We start from the raw sequence: 15,562 nt of genomic DNA, 5'->3' as shown, positions 1-15,562 counted from the left end.
GCCTCGGCGCAATTGCAGCGTTTTTCTCACGCGGCGTCAGCGGCGCCTCTTGCCCCCCTCACCAGCGAACGAGGCATCCCCCCGCAGCACCTCGTCGCGCTTGAGCCTGTCGAGAAAGGTCAGCAGGCCGGGGCCAAGCGGGATTGGCAGAAAGCGCCGCTGCTCGCACGCATCAGCCCGGCCGACGCGGTGGGCGGTTCGGTTGCCGGGGCAGGCGCGATCAGGGGCGGTGTCGCGGTCGATCAGGGCCTGACCATCGGGCGACAACAGGAACGCGATGAAGCGGGCCCCCATCTCGGGTTCCTGCGCGGTGCGCGGCACGAAGGCGGTGCGCGACATGCCAAGGTTGTCGTCGTCCAGAACGTGGATGCCCACCTCGGGATAAACCTGCGCCAGCGCAATGGCGCTGGGCCCGATGACGTCCAGCGCCAGCGCGATTTCGCCGGAGCCGGTCGCCTTGATCATGTCAGAGGTGCGGCAATAGACGCGCATGGCGGCGCGGCCCGGAACCTCGGTCAGGCGCTGCGTCTGCACGCTTTGAATCATGTCCTGCGTGGCGAACAGGTATCCGATGCCCGACCCGCGCAGGTCATAGCCGCCGACCCGGCGCTTTGGCGCGGCCTCATGGTCGCGAATGAACGGCGACAGGTCGCGGTGGCTTGTCGGAAGATCGGTCGCCCCGTAGATGGTCAGATCCCAGGCGCGTGACGCCTGCGGCATCAGCAGGCACAGCCCCAGCAACAGCGCCCCAAACCGGGGAAACACCAGAACCGCGCGCAGCCCGCCAAGGTGCGAGGCGCCCGGTTCCAGCCGCGCGTCATGGCCTTCGGCAACGGATCGCACGATGGCCAGCCCCAGCCCCGACCCAGCGGTGTCGCGGGCAATCGAGATGAACCGTTCGGTCGCGCGGCTTTGGGCGGCGGCAGGGATCCCCGGCCCCACGTCGGACACCGTCAACCGGATGCTGCGGGCGTCGCCGTCCAGTTCGATCAGCACGGAATTGTCTGACCTGCCGTGGCGAACAGCGTTGTCGATCAGGTTGCGCAGCGCCTCACGGATGGAAATGGCATCCCACCGGATGTGGCCGACACCGTCCGGCAACTGCCCGTCCTCGTAGGATACGGTGACCTTGCGCAACCGTCGGTCGCGCGGCAATTCGGCCAGCGTGTCGCACACCAGCGGGCGCGGCTCCGGTGGGTCGGGCTGGGCCCGATCGGATCGGTGGATCGCCACGGCGTTGGCGAGCAGCTGGTTGGTAAGGTGAACGGTGCGCGGCACCTGCGCTTCGGCCTTTATCATCCGGGCGCGCATGGCATCGGGGCTGTCGGCGTCCACCGCCGGCGCCAGCGCCAGCGCCAGAATATCCATCGCCGATTGCGGCAGGTCGACCGTGGGGCCATCAGAATTGTAGGACACCCGTTCCAGCACCGCCAGCGCGGCGCCTGCCAGAAACAGGTCGAAGGCGCGGTTGGCGGCGGCGCGCGAATAATTCCACAGCAGCACCGACATCAACAACAGCCGCAGCACGAACCCCGCCGCCATCGACGACAGCAGCCGCCGCTTGAGCAAGCGCGGTTCCTTGTTCGTCATCGGCGACGTAGGGCAGACAGCCCAGATCGCGCGCCGTCTTGATGACCAGCGGCGTGCCGTCAAGCTTGCGGCGCAACCGGGTGACAAGCTGTTCGACGGCATTCAGGCCGGGCGCCTCGTGAAACGTATAAAGCGTGTCGGCGACGTCTTCCTTGGTAAGCATCGGGCCCAGATTGTCGATCATGATTTCCAGCAGCTGCACCGCGCGGGCGCGCATGTCGATGGGTCTGTCGCCGTTCCAGGCCAGCTTGGCCGCGCGATCGAACCGCAGGCTGCCAGCGGTGAACAGGTTGCTGGACGTCCCCGCGCGGTGCAGTTGCTGAACATCATCCTGGGCAAATACGGTGCTTTCGATGAAACCGACGTGCGCTGGCTGGCCACCGCAGGTGCCGATTTCGACGCCGTCGTGGGGCGCGCCGACAGCGAATATGTTCCCTCAGGAATGTGATGGACGATCTGTCCAGCGATCCCGGCAGTTGTCCTGGGCGCGGGCGATTCCGTCGGTTCGCAGGACTGGATGAAGGGCGCGCTGCTGATGCGCGAAGCGGGCGGCACGCCGTTACAGATCCGCTACGTCGCGTTTGACAGCGGCCCCTGCGGCGCATCCGACCTTTCGACAAACCGTATATCAGAGCCCCCTCATGGCTGACCGCATCTTCGCGGCGGTTCTGCTGGCGGTGACCATCGGCGACGCGGTGATTGCGTTCACCGTCATCCGGACACCTTTTCAGTACGACCCGCTCGCCCGCGAAAGCTGGCCGCAAATCCTGTCGATCGTTGCGACGGTTTGCCTGCTCACCATCCTTTGGAAACCGGACACCGCGCATGTCGACGTGACGCGCAAGGTCTGGGTCCGGCTGTGCGCGGCGGTGCTGATCGAAGCGGTCCTCGACAGCTTTGACACGGAGGCCGACTGATGGATTGCGTCCCTTCCGGACTGGCGTCGGAGTTTGCCGTCACGCTTGACCCGTTCAACATGATGCTGGTGCTGGTGGGCTGTTTCGTGGGCACGCTGAACCGCGCGCTGCCGGGCCTTGGACCGATCAACGGCGTCGCGATCCTGCTGCCCATCGCCTACGGCCTTGGCTTTGAACCCGAAGCGGCGCTGGTCCTGCTGGCGGGTATCTACTATGGCGCCGAATACGGCGGGCGGATCAGTTCGATCCTGCCGAACGTGCCCGGAGACGCGGGCGCGGTGATGACCACGCTGGACGGCCACCCCATGGCCCGCAAGGGCGAAGCGGGGCGCGCGCTGTCGCTGTCGGCGGCGGCCTCGTGCGCGGGGGGCACATTTGCGCTGATCCTGATGTCGCTGTTCGCCCCGGCGCTGGCGAAATTCGCCGTGACCTTCGGGCCGTCGGACTATGTGGTGCTGATGGTCTTTGCTTTTGCCTCGCTGGCCTCGCCTGTGGGCAAGAGCACCGTCAAGACGCTGCTGGGGGCCACCATTGCCTGATGCTGACCACCATCGGCATCGACGCCAACACCGGCGTGGCGCGCTATACCTTCGGCATTCCCGACATTCTGACCGGCATTGATTTTCCGATCATCGTGGTGGGCCTGTTCGGCATGACCGGGCTGCTGACGCTGGTCGAACATCAGGCGCGCGGCTCCCTGAAATCGCGGCCCGTCGACAAGAGCTTTGTGAACTGGGCCGACCTGTCGCTGGCCAAATGGACCATCCTGCGCAGCCCGGTCATCGGGTTCATTATCGGGATCCTGCCGGGAGCGGGCGCATCCGTCGCCTCGGCCTTGGCCTATGGCACCGAAAAGCGCATCAGCGACAAGAACGGCTCCTTTGGCACCGGCGACGTGCGCCGGCTTGCCGCCCCCGAAGCGGCACACAGCGCCGCCGCCGGCGGGTCCATGGTGCCGATGCTGACGCTGGGCATCCCCGGATCGGGCGCCACCGCGATCCTGCTGGGCGCGTTGCTGATGTTCAACATCCGGTCCGGCCCGATGATGTTCACCCAGCGCTCCGAGGTCGCCTGGGGGCTGGTGATGTCGATGTACATCGGAAACGTGGCGCGGCTGAACATCAAACTGCCGCTGGTGGGGCTGTTCGCCCGGATGCTGACGATTCCGCAGCACTCCCTGACACCGCTGATTGCCGTTCTTGCGCTCATCGGCATCTACACCATCGTCGGCAACCCGCATGATCTGTTCATGATCACGATGCCGGGCGTGTTCGGCTGGTTCCTGCGCAAGCTGGAATTCAGCCTCGCGCCGGTGATCTTTGGCTTCGTGCTGGGATCGCTGTTTGAGGACAATCTGCGCCGCGCCCTGTCGATTTCGGGAGGGGGCCGGGGCATCCTGGTGTCGAACTGGACACGCATCCTGTTGTATGTGCTGGCGCTGTTGGTGATGGTCCTGCCGATCTGGCTTGCTCGCCGCGCGCGCAAGGTGTCCAACGACGAAACGGCCACTACGGACTGGTCCTCTTGTTTGAGACTGCACAGACAAAAGCGACGGCGTTCACCGCCGTTGCCGCGCTTGCAGGCGCGGCGATTGCCACGTCGGTCGTCATCCCGCCTTGCCCGGTCGCTGTCGCGCAAGGCGCGCGCGTCGGGCCGCGCCCGCGTCGCTGCGCGGCAAGGCACCGGCATCAGCGGACAGCGGACAGCGTCCGCATGGCTGTTGCGATGTCCTGCCCCGTCCCGCGTGCCCGCGCCCCGCAGGCGCTAGCGCCGCCGCTTTCGGCCCCCAGACCGGCCATCCCCGCCAGAGGCTCTGGCAGGGGCAGGTCAGGGGCCTGCGGAAAGGCCGATGGACAAATCGGCGCCGGTTTGCGGGTGACTCCGCCGGATGAGCCACAAAAACGCAGATCTCTGATTGACCCTGATGGTCGCCGGCCCTGCGCCCCGTGGATGCGAAAAAGGCGGACCCAACGGCCCGCCTTTTGCAAGATCAACGCTGCGTCCGGGTCACTCGGACGCGGCAGCGGCCACGTCGATGGTGACACCCGGACCCATGGTCGAGCTGAGCGAGATCTTCTTCATGTAGGTGCCCTTGGCGCCGGCCGGCTTGGCCTTGGCAACCGCGCCGATGAAGGCACGGATGTTTTCGACCAGCTGAGCTTCGTCGAACGATGCTTTGCCAACGCCTGCGTGGACCACACCGCCCTTTTCGGCGCGGAACTGGACCTGGCCGCCCTTGGCGTCCTTGACAGCCTGAGCGACATCCATGGTCACGGTGCCGACCTTGGGGTTGGGCATCAGGTTGCGCGGGCCAAGGATCTTGCCCAGACGACCGACGATCGGCATCATGTCCGGGGTGGCGATGCAGCGATCGAACTCGATGGTGCCGCCCTGAATGGTGGCCATCAGGTCTTCGGCGCCGACGATGTCCGCACCAGCGGCCTGAGCTTCGTCAGCCTTGGGGCCACGGGCGAACACGGCGACGCGCATGGTCTTGCCGGTGCCGTTGGGCAGGCCGATCACACCGCGAACCATCTGGTCCGCGTGGCGGGTATCCACCCCAAGGTTCATCGCGACTTCGACGGTTTCGTCGAACTTGGCCGTTGCATTCGACTTGACCAGCTTGACCGCCTCTTCGAGCGTCAGCTCGTCCTTGCCTTCGAAAGCTTCGCGCGCGGCGCGGGTGCGTTTTCCGAGCTTTGCCATTACTTCACCTCGATGCCCATGGACTTGGCCGAGCCAAGGATGATCTGCATTGCAGCTTCCACGTCGTTGGCGCTGAGGTCCTTCATCTTGGCCTCGGCGATTTCGCGCACCTGCTTGATGGTGACGGTGGCCACGACTTCACGACCGGGGGTGACGGCCCCCTTGGGACGGTTGCGCTTGCCAACCGGCTTCAGACCAGCAGCCTTCTTGAGGTAATAAGACGCGGGCGGCGTCTTGATATCCATCGTGAAGGATTTGTCCTGATAATAGGTAATCACGGTCGGGCACGGCGCGCCGGGCTCCATTTCCTGCGTCTTGGCGTTGAACGCCTTGCAGAATTCCATGATGTTGATGCCGCGCTGACCCAGGGCGGGGCCCACGGGCGGCGACGGGTTGGCTTTGCCTGCAGGGATCTGCAGTTTCATCTTGCCAGCAAGCTTCTTGGCCATTGGCGTGTCTCCTGTTCCATCTCCTGCCGCGACGCGTCGCGGAGGCGTTCATGTGGCGTGGTCAGGATCGGACACCGCGGTGTCCTTGCCTCCCACAATCGGCCGAGTCGCCACTGGCGGTCTGCCGAAGCCCGGCGCATAGACCAGATCTGTTACCGGATCAAGGCCCGAGCCCCTTGTCCGGCGGGTGGAAACGAAAAACGCACCCCGAAGGGTGCGTGATCGTGATGGCGGTGCGGCCCCGCCTCAGCCCTGCTTGGACACCTGGGTGAATTCCAGCTCGACCGGGGTTTCGCGACCAAAGATCGACACGGCCACCCGCAAACGCTGGTTGTCCTCGTCGACGCTTTCGATCATGCCATCGAAACCCTCGAAGGGGCCGTCGTTGACCTTGACCCGCTCGCCCGTCTCGAAATGAATAAGCGTGCGCGGCGCTTCTTCGGTTTCCTGAACGCGGCCCAGGATCGACTCGACCTCGGCATCGCGCATGGGCATCGGGCGGCCCTGCGGCCCCAGAAAGCCGGTCACACGGTTGATCGAGTTCACGAGGTGATAGCCCTGATCGGACATTTCCATGTGAACCAGGACGTAGCCGGGCATGAATCGGCGTTCGGTCGTGACCTTCTTGCCGCGACGCACCTCGATCACTTCCTCGGTCGGAACGAGGACTTCGTCGATCTGGTCCTCAAGACCCTGCTCTTCGACCGATTGCCGGATCTGCTCTGCGATCTTCTTCTCGAAGTTCGACAGAACGCTGACCGAGTACCACCGCTTCGCCATCTGGCCCCTCTTCCAACCTTGCGCCGAACCTGTGCCGGCCATTCACTTCCGCCTCGCCAAAGGCGCGCGATACGCTTGTCCCTGAAACAAAACCGGCGTGCAACTCGAATCGCTGCACGCCTGCCCAGGGTATTGCTTTGCTCTTACCGCCTTGGCGGACCGGATATCAAGGCCGCACGTCAGGCTTTCGCCCCGCGGCCCCATCCGCAGCTCGGTGTGTCCTAGCCGAAATAGGACAGCAGCCCTTGCAGCCCGCCACGGATCAGGATGTCGACCAGCGCAAAGAAGGTCGCCGTCAGGGCGGCCATGATGAACACCGTGACCGTGGTCAGCAGCACTTCGCGGCGCGACGGCCAGACGATCTTGCCGATCTCGGCGCGGGTCTGCTGGATGAACTGTACGGGATTGGCCATCAGAACGACGCTTTCGGTTTTCATGCGGTTTTCGGGGCGTATACGCATCTGTCCGGCCAGAGGCAAGCCTTGCGCGGCCCCCGAACACGCCGGTGGACCCGGCCCCCGGACATATCCGTCCCGCAGGGCGGCCCATCATCACGCCGACGTGAGCGATTGTCGCGCAGATCTGATCGCAACGCCCAGTTTGCGCCGGAACCCGGCCCGCCCGCACGCGTTTGCGCACGCGTGGTCGATCCAGCGCGCAAGTCCATGGCGAAAAAGAAGAATCTTTGCAGCCTTCTGCCTCGGAACCAACCATGTCGGGGCGCCGTTGTACAGCCATACCGACGCAGCGACGACGCTACGCTGGATACAAGACGACGCACGGCCAAACAGACGGTCGGGACCGCCATACGAAGATTTCCGCCTGTGCGGACACCTCGCGGGCGTAACGACCTCGGGTCGCTGCTAAAACGGAACTGACGAAAGGATACACCATGAAACGCTTTATGACCATCACCGCCCTTACCGCCGTCATGGGGACCAGTGCCTTCGCCGCATCGCAGGCCGAAATGAACGCCATTTCGATGTACTACCCGGAGGCCAACTTCGCGACGCTGACCGACACACAGGTCGCCGAAATGATGACCATCGCGCAGTCGGGCAAGGAAGACACCGACAAGGCAACCTTGATCATGTCGATCGCCCAGCCTGACAATCCGAGCATTGTAACGGCCGATCGTCTGATTCTGACCGAGTACTTCCCCGAGTGGCGCATCAACGAGATGACCGAAGCCGACAAGGACCGCATCGTCGCGCTTGTGAACCGTGGCGCCGACCCCGAGTCCATCCGCGTTCAACTGCTGGATGACATGGAACAGGCCGCGCCGAACCTGACCGAGGCCGAAGTCGCCGCAGTGCATCAGCTTGTGCCCGAGGCCGACCTGCGCGTGCTGACCACCGAGCAGGTCAACCACCTGCGCGCCGCGCTTTACGGCAAAGACAGCGACAGCGATCAGCGCCAGGCGATCGAGAACGCACTGGACTCGTAATCGCGGGCCTCGATCACAGGAAAAGACCGCGCCTATGGCGCGGTCTTTTTCGTATGCCCGCCTGTATGCCGGCGGGCAGCAGCCACACGAATATGAAGATCGCGCAGTGGCTGCGCGTTTGAAAACCGTTGCTATCGTCCGACACCTAAAGACCGTCCTGACCTGGCATTTTAACAATAAATATCAATATCTTACGACATCACCCGACATTTCGAATACCGTCCTGCCGACATCAAAAACCCGTCTTCCGACATCGTTTTTCCGACCTGTCTTGGGTGGGCTGCGGCGCGCAGGCAAAGAAAAAGGCCGCCCGGCGGGCGACCCTAACGTGGATTAACGGGGACAGATTGCTGGCTACTTCCGTTTGCGCGGTTTCTTCGCCGCATTCGTGTCTTGGTAAAAACGATCCATGGCGCGGGAGGTGTCAATCCCGCGCCAATGCTCAGACAGGAAGGGGTTGAGTTCGTCATCAGAGTTGGTGCGGACATAATAGGCCTCGGCGAAATGATCGAGGGTGACCCGGACATCCCCCATCTCCAGGGCCTCCGAGAGCGCTTCGATCGTGATCTCGACGGCCAAACCGAACCGATAGGCTGCAGCATGCATCATGAGCGGCATGAATTCCGCGAGGCAGAACAGGCCTTCATCGGTCAGGCCAGTTCCCGCCAATAGCTTGGTCATGGCATTTCGGAGGGTGGGGCCATCGGCTTCGGGCGTCATGGCCAAAATCTCGACAGGACGCAGTCGCCGCGTCAGGGTGGGATCGTGGTTGATGAACTCGCGTCCTTCCGAGGTCCCGGTCAGGATAAGCGAAACAGGCCAGGGCCCGACCTGCATCAGGTTGCGGAACCGCTTCGCGAAGGCGGACATCGCCTCCTCGGTCGCGTAGCGCCCTGCGTCCTGGATCTCATCGAGGTGAATGGCCGCGATATGATGATGCTGGAGCTGCCTGCGCAGGCAGTCAATCAGGTAGTCCTCGGTCCGGTTGCCCTTGGTCGGGTAACCAATTTCCCTGAGGACGGCACAGCATGTGTCCTTCACGCTCGCCTTTCCCGGCACGATCGCACTGACGATCCTGTGGCCGAATTCCCGACCGCCAGTGGCGACCGCCGCCTCCTCATACTCACGGATAACCCGCGCCATCATCGTCGACTTCCCGCTACCGGCCGGGCCGATCAAGGCGGCCCCCTTCTGCTCATACAGCCCGCGCGCCAGGCGAGTTTCCCGCGCCTCGAGGACACTGAACACCCGCTCGCGGATCAAGCAGTGGGTCTCGGTTTCAAAGAAGAAGGTATCCAGCGCGGCGGTCGCGGCCGCTTTGGTGCGCGTTTTCTCCATCACGGCCAGGGTTTCATTTGTGGTCATGGAATATCTCCGGATCAGGATCTTGGGCGGCGTCGTGCGCCATTGGAGCGGAAGCGATCGAGGGGATTTGCTCCATCGGGGTGTTCGGCGGCCTCGGTCTCAGATGGGGACGTGGGCGCGGATGCGGTGTGATTGCCACTGGAACCGGTCGCGTAGCCGGTTTGCAGCGGATCGATGAACTCGTCGCGGCCGACAAAGGGCTTTTCATGTGCGCCCTTGCCGAACTCCAGTTCCTTGCGAAGACGCGCCGCCTCCGCGTCGCTGCGACCTTCCATGGTGACGCCGGCCGAGTCTGCGATGGCTTTTGCCTCCCCGCGCCAACTCTCACGGGCTTCAGACTGGGCTTTGGAATGATCGGCGACATCAAGTGCGGCTTCAGCCTTGAGCCGGGTCTTTTCCGCCTTCCACCGGGTGAGTGACTTTCCACGCATGGTCTCGTCGAGGCAGGGAACGGAAATCAGTTCACCATTGGCGACGACCGAGATGGCCCCGAGGTTCATCGGGTCGACGATGATTTCCAGCTTTTCCCCCGATTGGGCGATCCTATCCACGCCCGGAGCCTTGCGCTGGTTGCGGATGAACTCATTCGAATAGACCAGCCCCTCGAATCGGATGCCGGCTTCCGAGACGCCAGCAGCATGGGAACTGCCACAAGCTTCGCGCAATGCTTGAGACCCAGGCAGCGCGAAGGGGTCAAACTGTTCATGTTTCGACAGCTTCGCCCATGTGCCGGACGGGGTCGCTCCGCCGAGACCGCGGTGAGGCGATGCGTTGTAATCCGCCACGAATGTGACGAAGAGACGATGCAGATCATCATCCGTGAGGCAGGCCTCGCGCCCAGGATTTCGGTCATTTCTCAAATGGGGCGCACCGGCTGTCCAGCCCGGCAAATGCCGCGCCCATTTCAATTCGAAGGTTCGAAACAGGCGTTCGATGTGAGCGCGAAGTTCGGCCACGCCGGTCACGGCATTCAGAAGCGAACCGGACAAGATCCGAACCGCCTCGACGAACCTTGACCCACCAAAAGGGTTCTTTCCGAACTCGCTTCCCGAATCCGTCGAAACCATATGGATAGGGGCCCTGCTGTCCCATGAGGATTTGAAGAGCCCCACCTCCCTGAGCAGTGGCGTCTTGTCCACAAAACACATGCGAAGGCACGCCAGCGAAGCTTCCTGGTTCGGTGCCGCACAAAACGCAAACCCCAAAATCATGCGCGTGGCGACATCGATCGCGACGACCACCCATCGGCGAACGCGCTTCACCTTGGCACGCTGCTCGGGTGTCATGCGGTCCCAGGCCGCTCGCGACACGTTCAAGGACAGGACATGAACCTGCCACGCGTCGAAGATGACCACCTGCCCAGGAAAGCTGGCTTTCAGTCCCTGCTCGACGCTGCGGAATTTCGCTTTTGCCTTCGCCAGCCCCTCGCGTTGCACGGCGACCGTGAACGGGTCCAGGTATTTTTCGATCCATCGCTCATAGGTCCTGGCCGACTTCACATCGATCAGGACCGGGAAGCCTGCGGCGCGGCGGCGCTCGTTTTCCTTCTCGACCTGCGAGATCGTGTTGGCCGCCACTTCGGATTTGGAGAATTCCGGGTTCAGATACTGCTGCAGGCACCGCAGGACAAAGTTCTGGTCTTCAATCGCCTGTTCGTCCAAATCTTCCGACTGAGCGCGTGGAGGGCAAAACACCCTCGCCTGCTGACCGCCTTTTCGGAACGTGCGATAGTAACTGAGCAGAGTGTCATTGCTGGGAAGCGGCTTCAGGCTCTGCGTCGCATTCGCAGTTTCCGTCCCATAATCCCGACGTGCTTGATAGGACTTGTAGTCCCGATCCAACTTGGCACGCCAGGTCTGCACACCGTCGCGCGTCAAGATCATTCCGAGCTCACGGTAATGGGCCATCCGCATACAGAGGAACATGATCAGGTCTATGCGCGCGCGCCGGTTCTTGGTGGCCCCGAACATCTCGCCCGCGCCGAACATGGCGCGATCCATCTGCTGTGCCGGGCTGTAGTAGCCACGCTCGATGATCAGCAGTTCGCACTCAAGCAGGTGCGGGATCTCATCCGCGCGGAATTTGCGGATATCCACGCCATGGTCGGCGTTCGAAACCGACAGCAGATAATGCGTGACGATCTCGCTGCCGCGATCCCTGACCTCGCGGGTCTTGGTGACTTCGGCTCCCTCGAATGTGACTCGATCCGTTGCCTTGAGACCCGCGAAGTAGGTCATGCCGCCACCTCGCAGACAAGGCCGCTCTCGAACCGATCCAGAGGGTGTTTGCGAATGTCACCATCCCCGATGAGCCGGACTACCGCACGCCATGCGCGGTTGTCGAGCCGGGACGCCTCGATCAACCGATCCAGCGTGAACCGGGGCGACAGATCGTTCGCCGCCTCCAAGACGATCCGGTCAGCTTCCGGGTCCCAGCCGCGCCGCGCATAATGGATTTTTTCTGCGCAGTCCCGCCACGCCGTGTGAAATGAATAGCGCGACAGCACCACGATCCGATCGGCGACATCCGGCGAACACTGAGATGCAATGTTCGCGATCTCCGCCAGATAAGACGGGCGCCGGGCTTTCTCGTCGTACTTGACCGAGACCAGGACCTCTTCACCGGAGGCCAGCAAGACGTGGATGTCGATCTTGGTGTAGCTTTCGTCCCCGTCCAGGCCCACGAAATCGATGCGGGTAAACTGCTCCTTGAAGTTCAGCACACCAGGATTGGCCGCGAGGTTTTTCTGTACTTCCGCCTCTTCCAAAGAGGCACACCAGAACTCCTGAAGCACGGCCTCGCGGTGCAGGCGCGTCACGAAGGACAGTCGGGAACTGCCACGTGACTTTCCGAGCTCCATCTTCTGCAAGTGCGATCGATGAACCAGAAAGGGGTGATCTGGATCCGCCAGCAAGGGCGGGCCAATCTTGGACACGCGTCCGGTCGGGCAATGGCCCTCAGCATCGGAATAGGCGCCAGATGTGCCATCATGATAAAGCATAACTTCTCCGTTCCCCGGATTCGATGAATCCAGAGTTCCTGATCCGGCTCCATCTGGCCGGCCTTGGATGCGATTTCGGCGACAGGCTATCGCCCAGGTTTTGTTTCTAGCGGTGCTGCTGATTGAAGATTTATGCGAATTCCTCAAACGCACCAGAGCCCGGCGCGGGAAGGCGGTGGACGCAGCTCACCTGAAACTCAGATTTCTAAAGGAATGGACCGATCTTCGGCTTCCTTTCGAAGCCAGACCAGGAAATCCGGCGAGTCTGGCGTCGTGTCTGCAGGCGGCTTCACCGGATTGACCAACACCAGCTTCCCAAGAAACCCCTGTCCCCCATTGGTCCGCAGATCATCATATGTTCTGCGCCGCAAACGAGAGGCCGTATTGTAATGCAAACCGGTCCAGGCTGCGTATTCCTCCAGCGCAGGCATGAGATGATGAACATATGCCGGAGCATGTCGGATCATGTAATCCGCGCTCAAAAACCATGTTCGGAGCGGTAGCTTGCTGTAGCCGAGCATGGTCCCTGATGTCGCTGAGAACTGATGTCGGCATTCGCGACATTGCCACCGAGCCACCGCCGGCACAATGAATGGCCGCCCTGCACCGCAACGGGGGCAGGACACATGCTTCCCCCATCGTTGCTCGACCAGACGTTCGAGGCAGGCAGCCTCGTCCTGGAAGCGCGCGGCGATGCCCTCTGCCGGAAGCTGAATGCGCAACAGGCCCCACCATGCCCGCTCCAATTCCCAGTTTATCCGGCTTACTGCCCAACTCGTCCGCACCATCTTCTGCGCCTCCTGAAGGGCACGGGACCATGCTTTCATGAGATTGTGAAGGGGGCGGCAGGCCCAGGTACAAGCCCGACTCATTGGGTCACCGGCCCCGCCTCGAGCCGTTCGGCGAGATCAAGCATTCGGATCACCGTCCGTAGGCTTATTTGAGACGTGTGAAGCGACGCTCGTCGCAGTGTTTCGACCATCGCCTCGCTCGAGGGCTCCGAAATCCCGCGCTTACCCCCCTGCTGCAAGCCGAAGTCGATCAATTCCTCCAGGGATGGGGGCCTCAGTTTAAGCGGGGGGCAACGGCTGAGAAGCGGCGCTGGAAGCTGGCGGTAGTCGTTCGAGGTCATCACCCATCCGATCCAGCCCATATCGAACCTGACCTCGAAAAATGGGCAGCTCCAGTTGCCAGCCGTCGCCGACTCCAGCAGTGGCAGTAGAGAAGTGGTCAGATCAAAGCTGCGCCCGTTGCTCGAATGTACAGATCCGGCCTTCTCCACCTCGTCGATGATGACGATCGGATTGCCGACCCGGCTCTGCATGATGGTCTGAAGCACGCGGCCGGGGGCGGCGTTGTTCCAACCGCGCTGCGAGCCGACCACTCCGAAGCTCGCACTTTCGTTGGTGGCCTCGACCACCATACTGGGCACACCGATCAACCTACCCAGCTCCCGGGCCCAGACAGATTTTCCGATCCCAGGAGGTCCGTCGAGCAGCAGCGGCGGCAGGCGAAAGCCCGGCCAGCCTTCCCGAACCGACCTGCGCATCGCGTGCCACACCTGTTCGGTCGCAGCGGAGAGCCAAGGGAACTCAGCATGCAGACTCGCGGCTAGCTCGTCGGCACGGTGCTCGTTCTCGATACGGCCCAGCCGGACACCATCCCTAAGCACCGCGAGCTTCTCGAGATCTTCCTTCTTCAGGTGCGCGACACCGGTTGCCGCCCTCCGGGCCTTACTGAGGCAAGCCGCGCGGCGGTCGATCCGCCGGCGGTCTTTGTGCGACAGCTCCGCGGGGGACAGCCAGTCCATGCCGAGATCATCGCCAAGAACTGGCTCGTCTGCCAAGGAAGCCGCGCTCGACGAGCCTGCTGCGGTCTCGTTCGGCACTACATTGGCCTCGCGCTGCTGGGCGCGCAGACGCAGTTCGCTCAGGTGCTTCCGCAGGCGTCCGGCAAGCGCCTGTTCGTTATCGTCAGGCTTAGGGAAGCGGGCGTGGATGAATGGAATGCGTGACATGGTCGGCCCCTGCAAGCAAAGCTCCGCCCATCGGAGAAACGCAGTTTCTTCGTCCTGGCAGGCTGGGATTTCGTTTGTGCCGGGCGGAAGCGATCAGCGCATTCAGTCACGACGGCCGCCGGCATCCTTCCTGAAAGCGGGATTGTCAAGAGGGATATCTCCCCACATGAACCCACCTAACATGCGAAAAACAAAAAGATTTTTCATTTTCGCAGAACATCAGACGTCGCTCGTCTAGCAAGGGAAGAGCCGGAACAGATGTACCAATTTTTCGTATTTTCGAGCCAAGGCAAAATGCGGCAACGGCGAAGGCCAAGAAACGCATCGTTGGAGAACAGATGACAACTCAGGCGCGGATATCCGGCCGGTGAGCGTTCTGAGAAGCCCCCTGAAGGGCGGGCAGGAGAAAGCATTGCCTCCCTGCCCGGAGATGAAACCGCGGCTCTAAACTAGGCAGGAGGTGAGGCTCGACGTGGAAACCGAACTCTTACCGGCCAGAGGTAGCTGGCAGGCCGCTGGTACCCCGGACCATGCCAGAAAGTTAGGTCGCGTTATGCCTTCTACGGCGTGCAAACCACGTCTGCCCTGGGCGGCAACGGACAACGTGGCCGGTTATGAGCGCTTTTGAGTGGCCGCGAATTCAACGGTGCCACCGACCAAGAGGGCGGAAAGCGGTCGTTCGCCGCACATGCGCGCTGAGGAGCCGAAGGGCGGGCAGCCGACCTTCGCTGCGTTCCCCACGAATGTCTGCTGTGCGGGACGTTCCTGCCATTCGCCGCGTGTGCTCGATTCACGCTGCGCCCGCGAAGTTACGAGCGAGGCAGGGCGGTTTCCGGACCTTCTCCGCAAGCGCGAGATACATGTGACGTGCCCTTCAGAACGGACATCAAGGTTTGAACGAAACCGAGGAATCCCAGGGGCTGACGCATGACGGGTTAACGCCCCTGTGTGGTAACCGGCCGGTAAGGACCGCAGATCAGGCGACGGCCTTGGCCTCCTGAGCGATCGGCGCCCAGTTCCACGGCAACAGCTCGTCGAGGCGGTTGATCTTGTGATCGCCGATGCGGGCCAGGATGTCGGCCAGGTAGCCTTCAGGATCGAGACCGCTGAGCTTAGCGCTCTCGATGATCGTCATGGCCTCCGCGAGGGTCTCTCCCCCGGCATCAGCCCCGGCGAAGAGCCAATTCTTCCGACCAATCACCACCGGCTTGATCGCGCGCTCGGCCGGGTTGTTGTCGATGGCCACGCGGCCGTCCTCCAGGAAGAGCGTGAAGGACGGCCAGCGGCGGA

The 15,562-nt window shown here is 62.7% G+C and carries 15 protein-coding genes and 2 pseudogenes; 5 read left to right on the top strand and 12 right to left on the bottom strand.

Annotated features, from left to right (window positions below; translation table 11 throughout):
- Positions 1-36: 36 nt before the first annotated feature.
- A complete protein-coding gene (locus ATI53_RS17020; RefSeq protein ID WP_446000289.1) occupies positions 37-1,569 on the bottom strand; it encodes an ATP-binding protein in 1,533 nt (510 codons plus the stop codon).
- A gap of 100 nt (positions 1,570-1,669) precedes the next feature.
- Positions 1,670-1,774 (bottom strand): annotated as a pseudogene (locus ATI53_RS24590) (DNA-binding response regulator); the annotation flags it as partial.
- A 126-nt stretch (positions 1,775-1,900) separates the two neighbouring features.
- Between ATI53_RS24590 and ATI53_RS24010 the strand changes: the two are divergent.
- The 3 genes and pseudogenes from ATI53_RS24010 to ATI53_RS17005 all read left to right on the top strand — a co-directional run bounded on the left by ATI53_RS24010 (position 1,901) and on the right by ATI53_RS17005 (position 4,275).
- The gene (locus tag ATI53_RS24010) at positions 1,901-2,038 is read left to right on the top strand and encodes a hypothetical protein (RefSeq protein WP_240778627.1); all 138 of its coding nucleotides are present in this window, start codon (positions 1,901-1,903) and stop codon (positions 2,036-2,038) included.
- A 193-nt stretch (positions 2,039-2,231) separates the two neighbouring features.
- Positions 2,232-2,507 carry a hypothetical protein gene (locus ATI53_RS17010; protein WP_009503398.1) on the top strand — a complete coding sequence of 92 codons (276 nt, stop codon included), beginning with the start codon at positions 2,232-2,234 and terminating at the stop codon, positions 2,505-2,507.
- A pseudogene (locus ATI53_RS17005) lies at positions 2,507-4,275 on the top strand (tripartite tricarboxylate transporter permease). Before ATI53_RS17010 ends, ATI53_RS17005 begins: the two are co-directional and overlap by 1 nt.
- Before the next feature lie 239 nt (positions 4,276-4,514).
- Here ATI53_RS17005 and rplA read toward each other — a convergent pair.
- The 4 genes from rplA to secE all read right to left on the bottom strand — a co-directional run bounded on the left by rplA (position 4,515) and on the right by secE (position 6,855).
- Entirely contained in the window at positions 4,515-5,213 is a 699-nt protein-coding gene (rplA, locus tag ATI53_RS17000; protein ID WP_009503395.1) for a 50S ribosomal protein L1, read from the bottom strand.
- Positions 5,213-5,662 (bottom strand): 50S ribosomal protein L11, encoded by a 450-nt coding sequence (gene rplK, locus ATI53_RS16995; protein WP_009503394.1) that lies wholly within the window; start codon positions 5,660-5,662, stop codon positions 5,213-5,215. The genes rplA and rplK overlap by 1 nt, the downstream gene beginning before the upstream one ends.
- Positions 5,663-5,908: 246 nt before the next feature.
- A complete protein-coding gene (gene nusG, locus ATI53_RS16990) occupies positions 5,909-6,442 on the bottom strand; it encodes a transcription termination/antitermination protein NusG (RefSeq protein ID WP_111550936.1) in 534 nt (177 codons plus the stop codon).
- A gap of 221 nt (positions 6,443-6,663) precedes the next feature.
- Positions 6,664-6,855, bottom strand: a complete 192-nt coding sequence (gene secE, locus ATI53_RS16985; protein ID WP_034451820.1) for a preprotein translocase subunit SecE — start codon at positions 6,853-6,855, stop codon at positions 6,664-6,666.
- A 479-nt stretch (positions 6,856-7,334) separates the two neighbouring features.
- Here secE and ATI53_RS16980 point away from each other — a divergent pair, with 479 nt between their 5' ends.
- Complete coding sequence (locus tag ATI53_RS16980; protein WP_009503391.1) at positions 7,335-7,889, top strand: hypothetical protein; 555 nt, start codon at positions 7,335-7,337, stop codon at positions 7,887-7,889.
- 34 nt (positions 7,890-7,923) lie between these two features.
- Positions 7,924-8,226 (top strand): hypothetical protein, encoded by a 303-nt coding sequence (locus tag ATI53_RS16975; RefSeq protein ID WP_111550935.1) that lies wholly within the window; start codon positions 7,924-7,926, stop codon positions 8,224-8,226.
- 17 nt (positions 8,227-8,243) lie between these two features.
- On the opposite strand, the gene ATI53_RS16970 is transcribed toward ATI53_RS16975, so the two are convergent.
- From ATI53_RS16970 to ATI53_RS16945, 6 genes are all read right to left on the bottom strand, one after another.
- The gene (locus ATI53_RS16970) at positions 8,244-9,254 is read right to left on the bottom strand and encodes an ATP-binding protein (RefSeq protein ID WP_111550934.1); all 1,011 of its coding nucleotides are present in this window, start codon (positions 9,252-9,254) and stop codon (positions 8,244-8,246) included.
- Positions 9,255-9,268: 14 nt separating this feature from the next.
- The gene (locus tag ATI53_RS16965; protein ID WP_111550933.1) at positions 9,269-11,491 is read right to left on the bottom strand and encodes a TnsB C-terminal domain-containing protein; all 2,223 of its coding nucleotides are present in this window, start codon (positions 11,489-11,491) and stop codon (positions 9,269-9,271) included.
- Positions 11,488-12,255: a hypothetical protein gene (locus tag ATI53_RS16960; protein ID WP_111550932.1), complete on the bottom strand. Its 768-nt coding sequence runs from the start codon at positions 12,253-12,255 to the stop codon at positions 11,488-11,490. The genes ATI53_RS16965 and ATI53_RS16960 overlap by 4 nt, the downstream gene beginning before the upstream one ends.
- 197 nt (positions 12,256-12,452) lie before the next feature.
- Positions 12,453-13,043, bottom strand: a complete 591-nt coding sequence (locus ATI53_RS16955) for a transposase (RefSeq protein ID WP_170134601.1) — start codon at positions 13,041-13,043, stop codon at positions 12,453-12,455.
- Between the two features lie 80 nt (positions 13,044-13,123).
- A complete protein-coding gene (locus ATI53_RS16950; RefSeq protein ID WP_111550930.1) occupies positions 13,124-14,272 on the bottom strand; it encodes an AAA family ATPase in 1,149 nt (382 codons plus the stop codon).
- Positions 14,273-15,248: 976 nt separating this feature from the next.
- Positions 15,249-15,562 (bottom strand): IS66 family transposase (locus ATI53_RS16945; protein WP_146609948.1); only part of this gene is annotated, 314 nt, incomplete at its 5' end.

The organism is Salipiger aestuarii, from assembly GCF_003259905.1.
Classification (GTDB): domain Bacteria; phylum Pseudomonadota; class Alphaproteobacteria; order Rhodobacterales; family Rhodobacteraceae; genus Salipiger; species Salipiger aestuarii.
This window is presented reverse-complemented; position numbering and strand designations above follow the sequence as displayed.

Excerpts from the sequence above, each read along its gene's own strand:
- secE (WP_034451820.1), bottom strand. The coding sequence starts at position 6,855 with ATGGCCAATCCCGTACAGTTCATCCAGCAGACCCGCGCCGAGATCGGC.
- ATI53_RS17010 (WP_009503398.1), top strand. The coding sequence starts at position 2,232 with ATGGCTGACCGCATCTTCGCGGCGGTTCTGCTGGCGGTGACCATCGGC.
- ATI53_RS16960 (WP_111550932.1), bottom strand. The coding sequence starts at position 12,255 with ATGCTTTATCATGATGGCACATCTGGCGCCTATTCCGATGCTGAGGGC.
- rplA (WP_009503395.1), bottom strand. The coding sequence starts at position 5,213 with ATGGCAAAGCTCGGAAAACGCACCCGCGCCGCGCGCGAAGCTTTCGAA.
- ATI53_RS16975 (WP_111550935.1), top strand. The coding sequence starts at position 7,924 with ATGGCGCGGTCTTTTTCGTATGCCCGCCTGTATGCCGGCGGGCAGCAG.
- ATI53_RS16970 (WP_111550934.1), bottom strand. The coding sequence starts at position 9,254 with ATGACCACAAATGAAACCCTGGCCGTGATGGAGAAAACGCGCACCAAA.
- ATI53_RS16950 (WP_111550930.1), bottom strand. The coding sequence starts at position 14,272 with ATGTCACGCATTCCATTCATCCACGCCCGCTTCCCTAAGCCTGACGAT.
- nusG (WP_111550936.1), bottom strand. The coding sequence starts at position 6,442 with ATGGCGAAGCGGTGGTACTCGGTCAGCGTTCTGTCGAACTTCGAGAAG.
- ATI53_RS16965 (WP_111550933.1), bottom strand. The coding sequence starts at position 11,491 with ATGACCTACTTCGCGGGTCTCAAGGCAACGGATCGAGTCACATTCGAG.
- ATI53_RS16980 (WP_009503391.1), top strand. The coding sequence starts at position 7,335 with ATGAAACGCTTTATGACCATCACCGCCCTTACCGCCGTCATGGGGACC.
- rplK (WP_009503394.1), bottom strand. The coding sequence starts at position 5,662 with ATGGCCAAGAAGCTTGCTGGCAAGATGAAACTGCAGATCCCTGCAGGC.
- ATI53_RS16955 (WP_170134601.1), bottom strand. The coding sequence starts at position 13,043 with ATGGTGCGGACGAGTTGGGCAGTAAGCCGGATAAACTGGGAATTGGAG.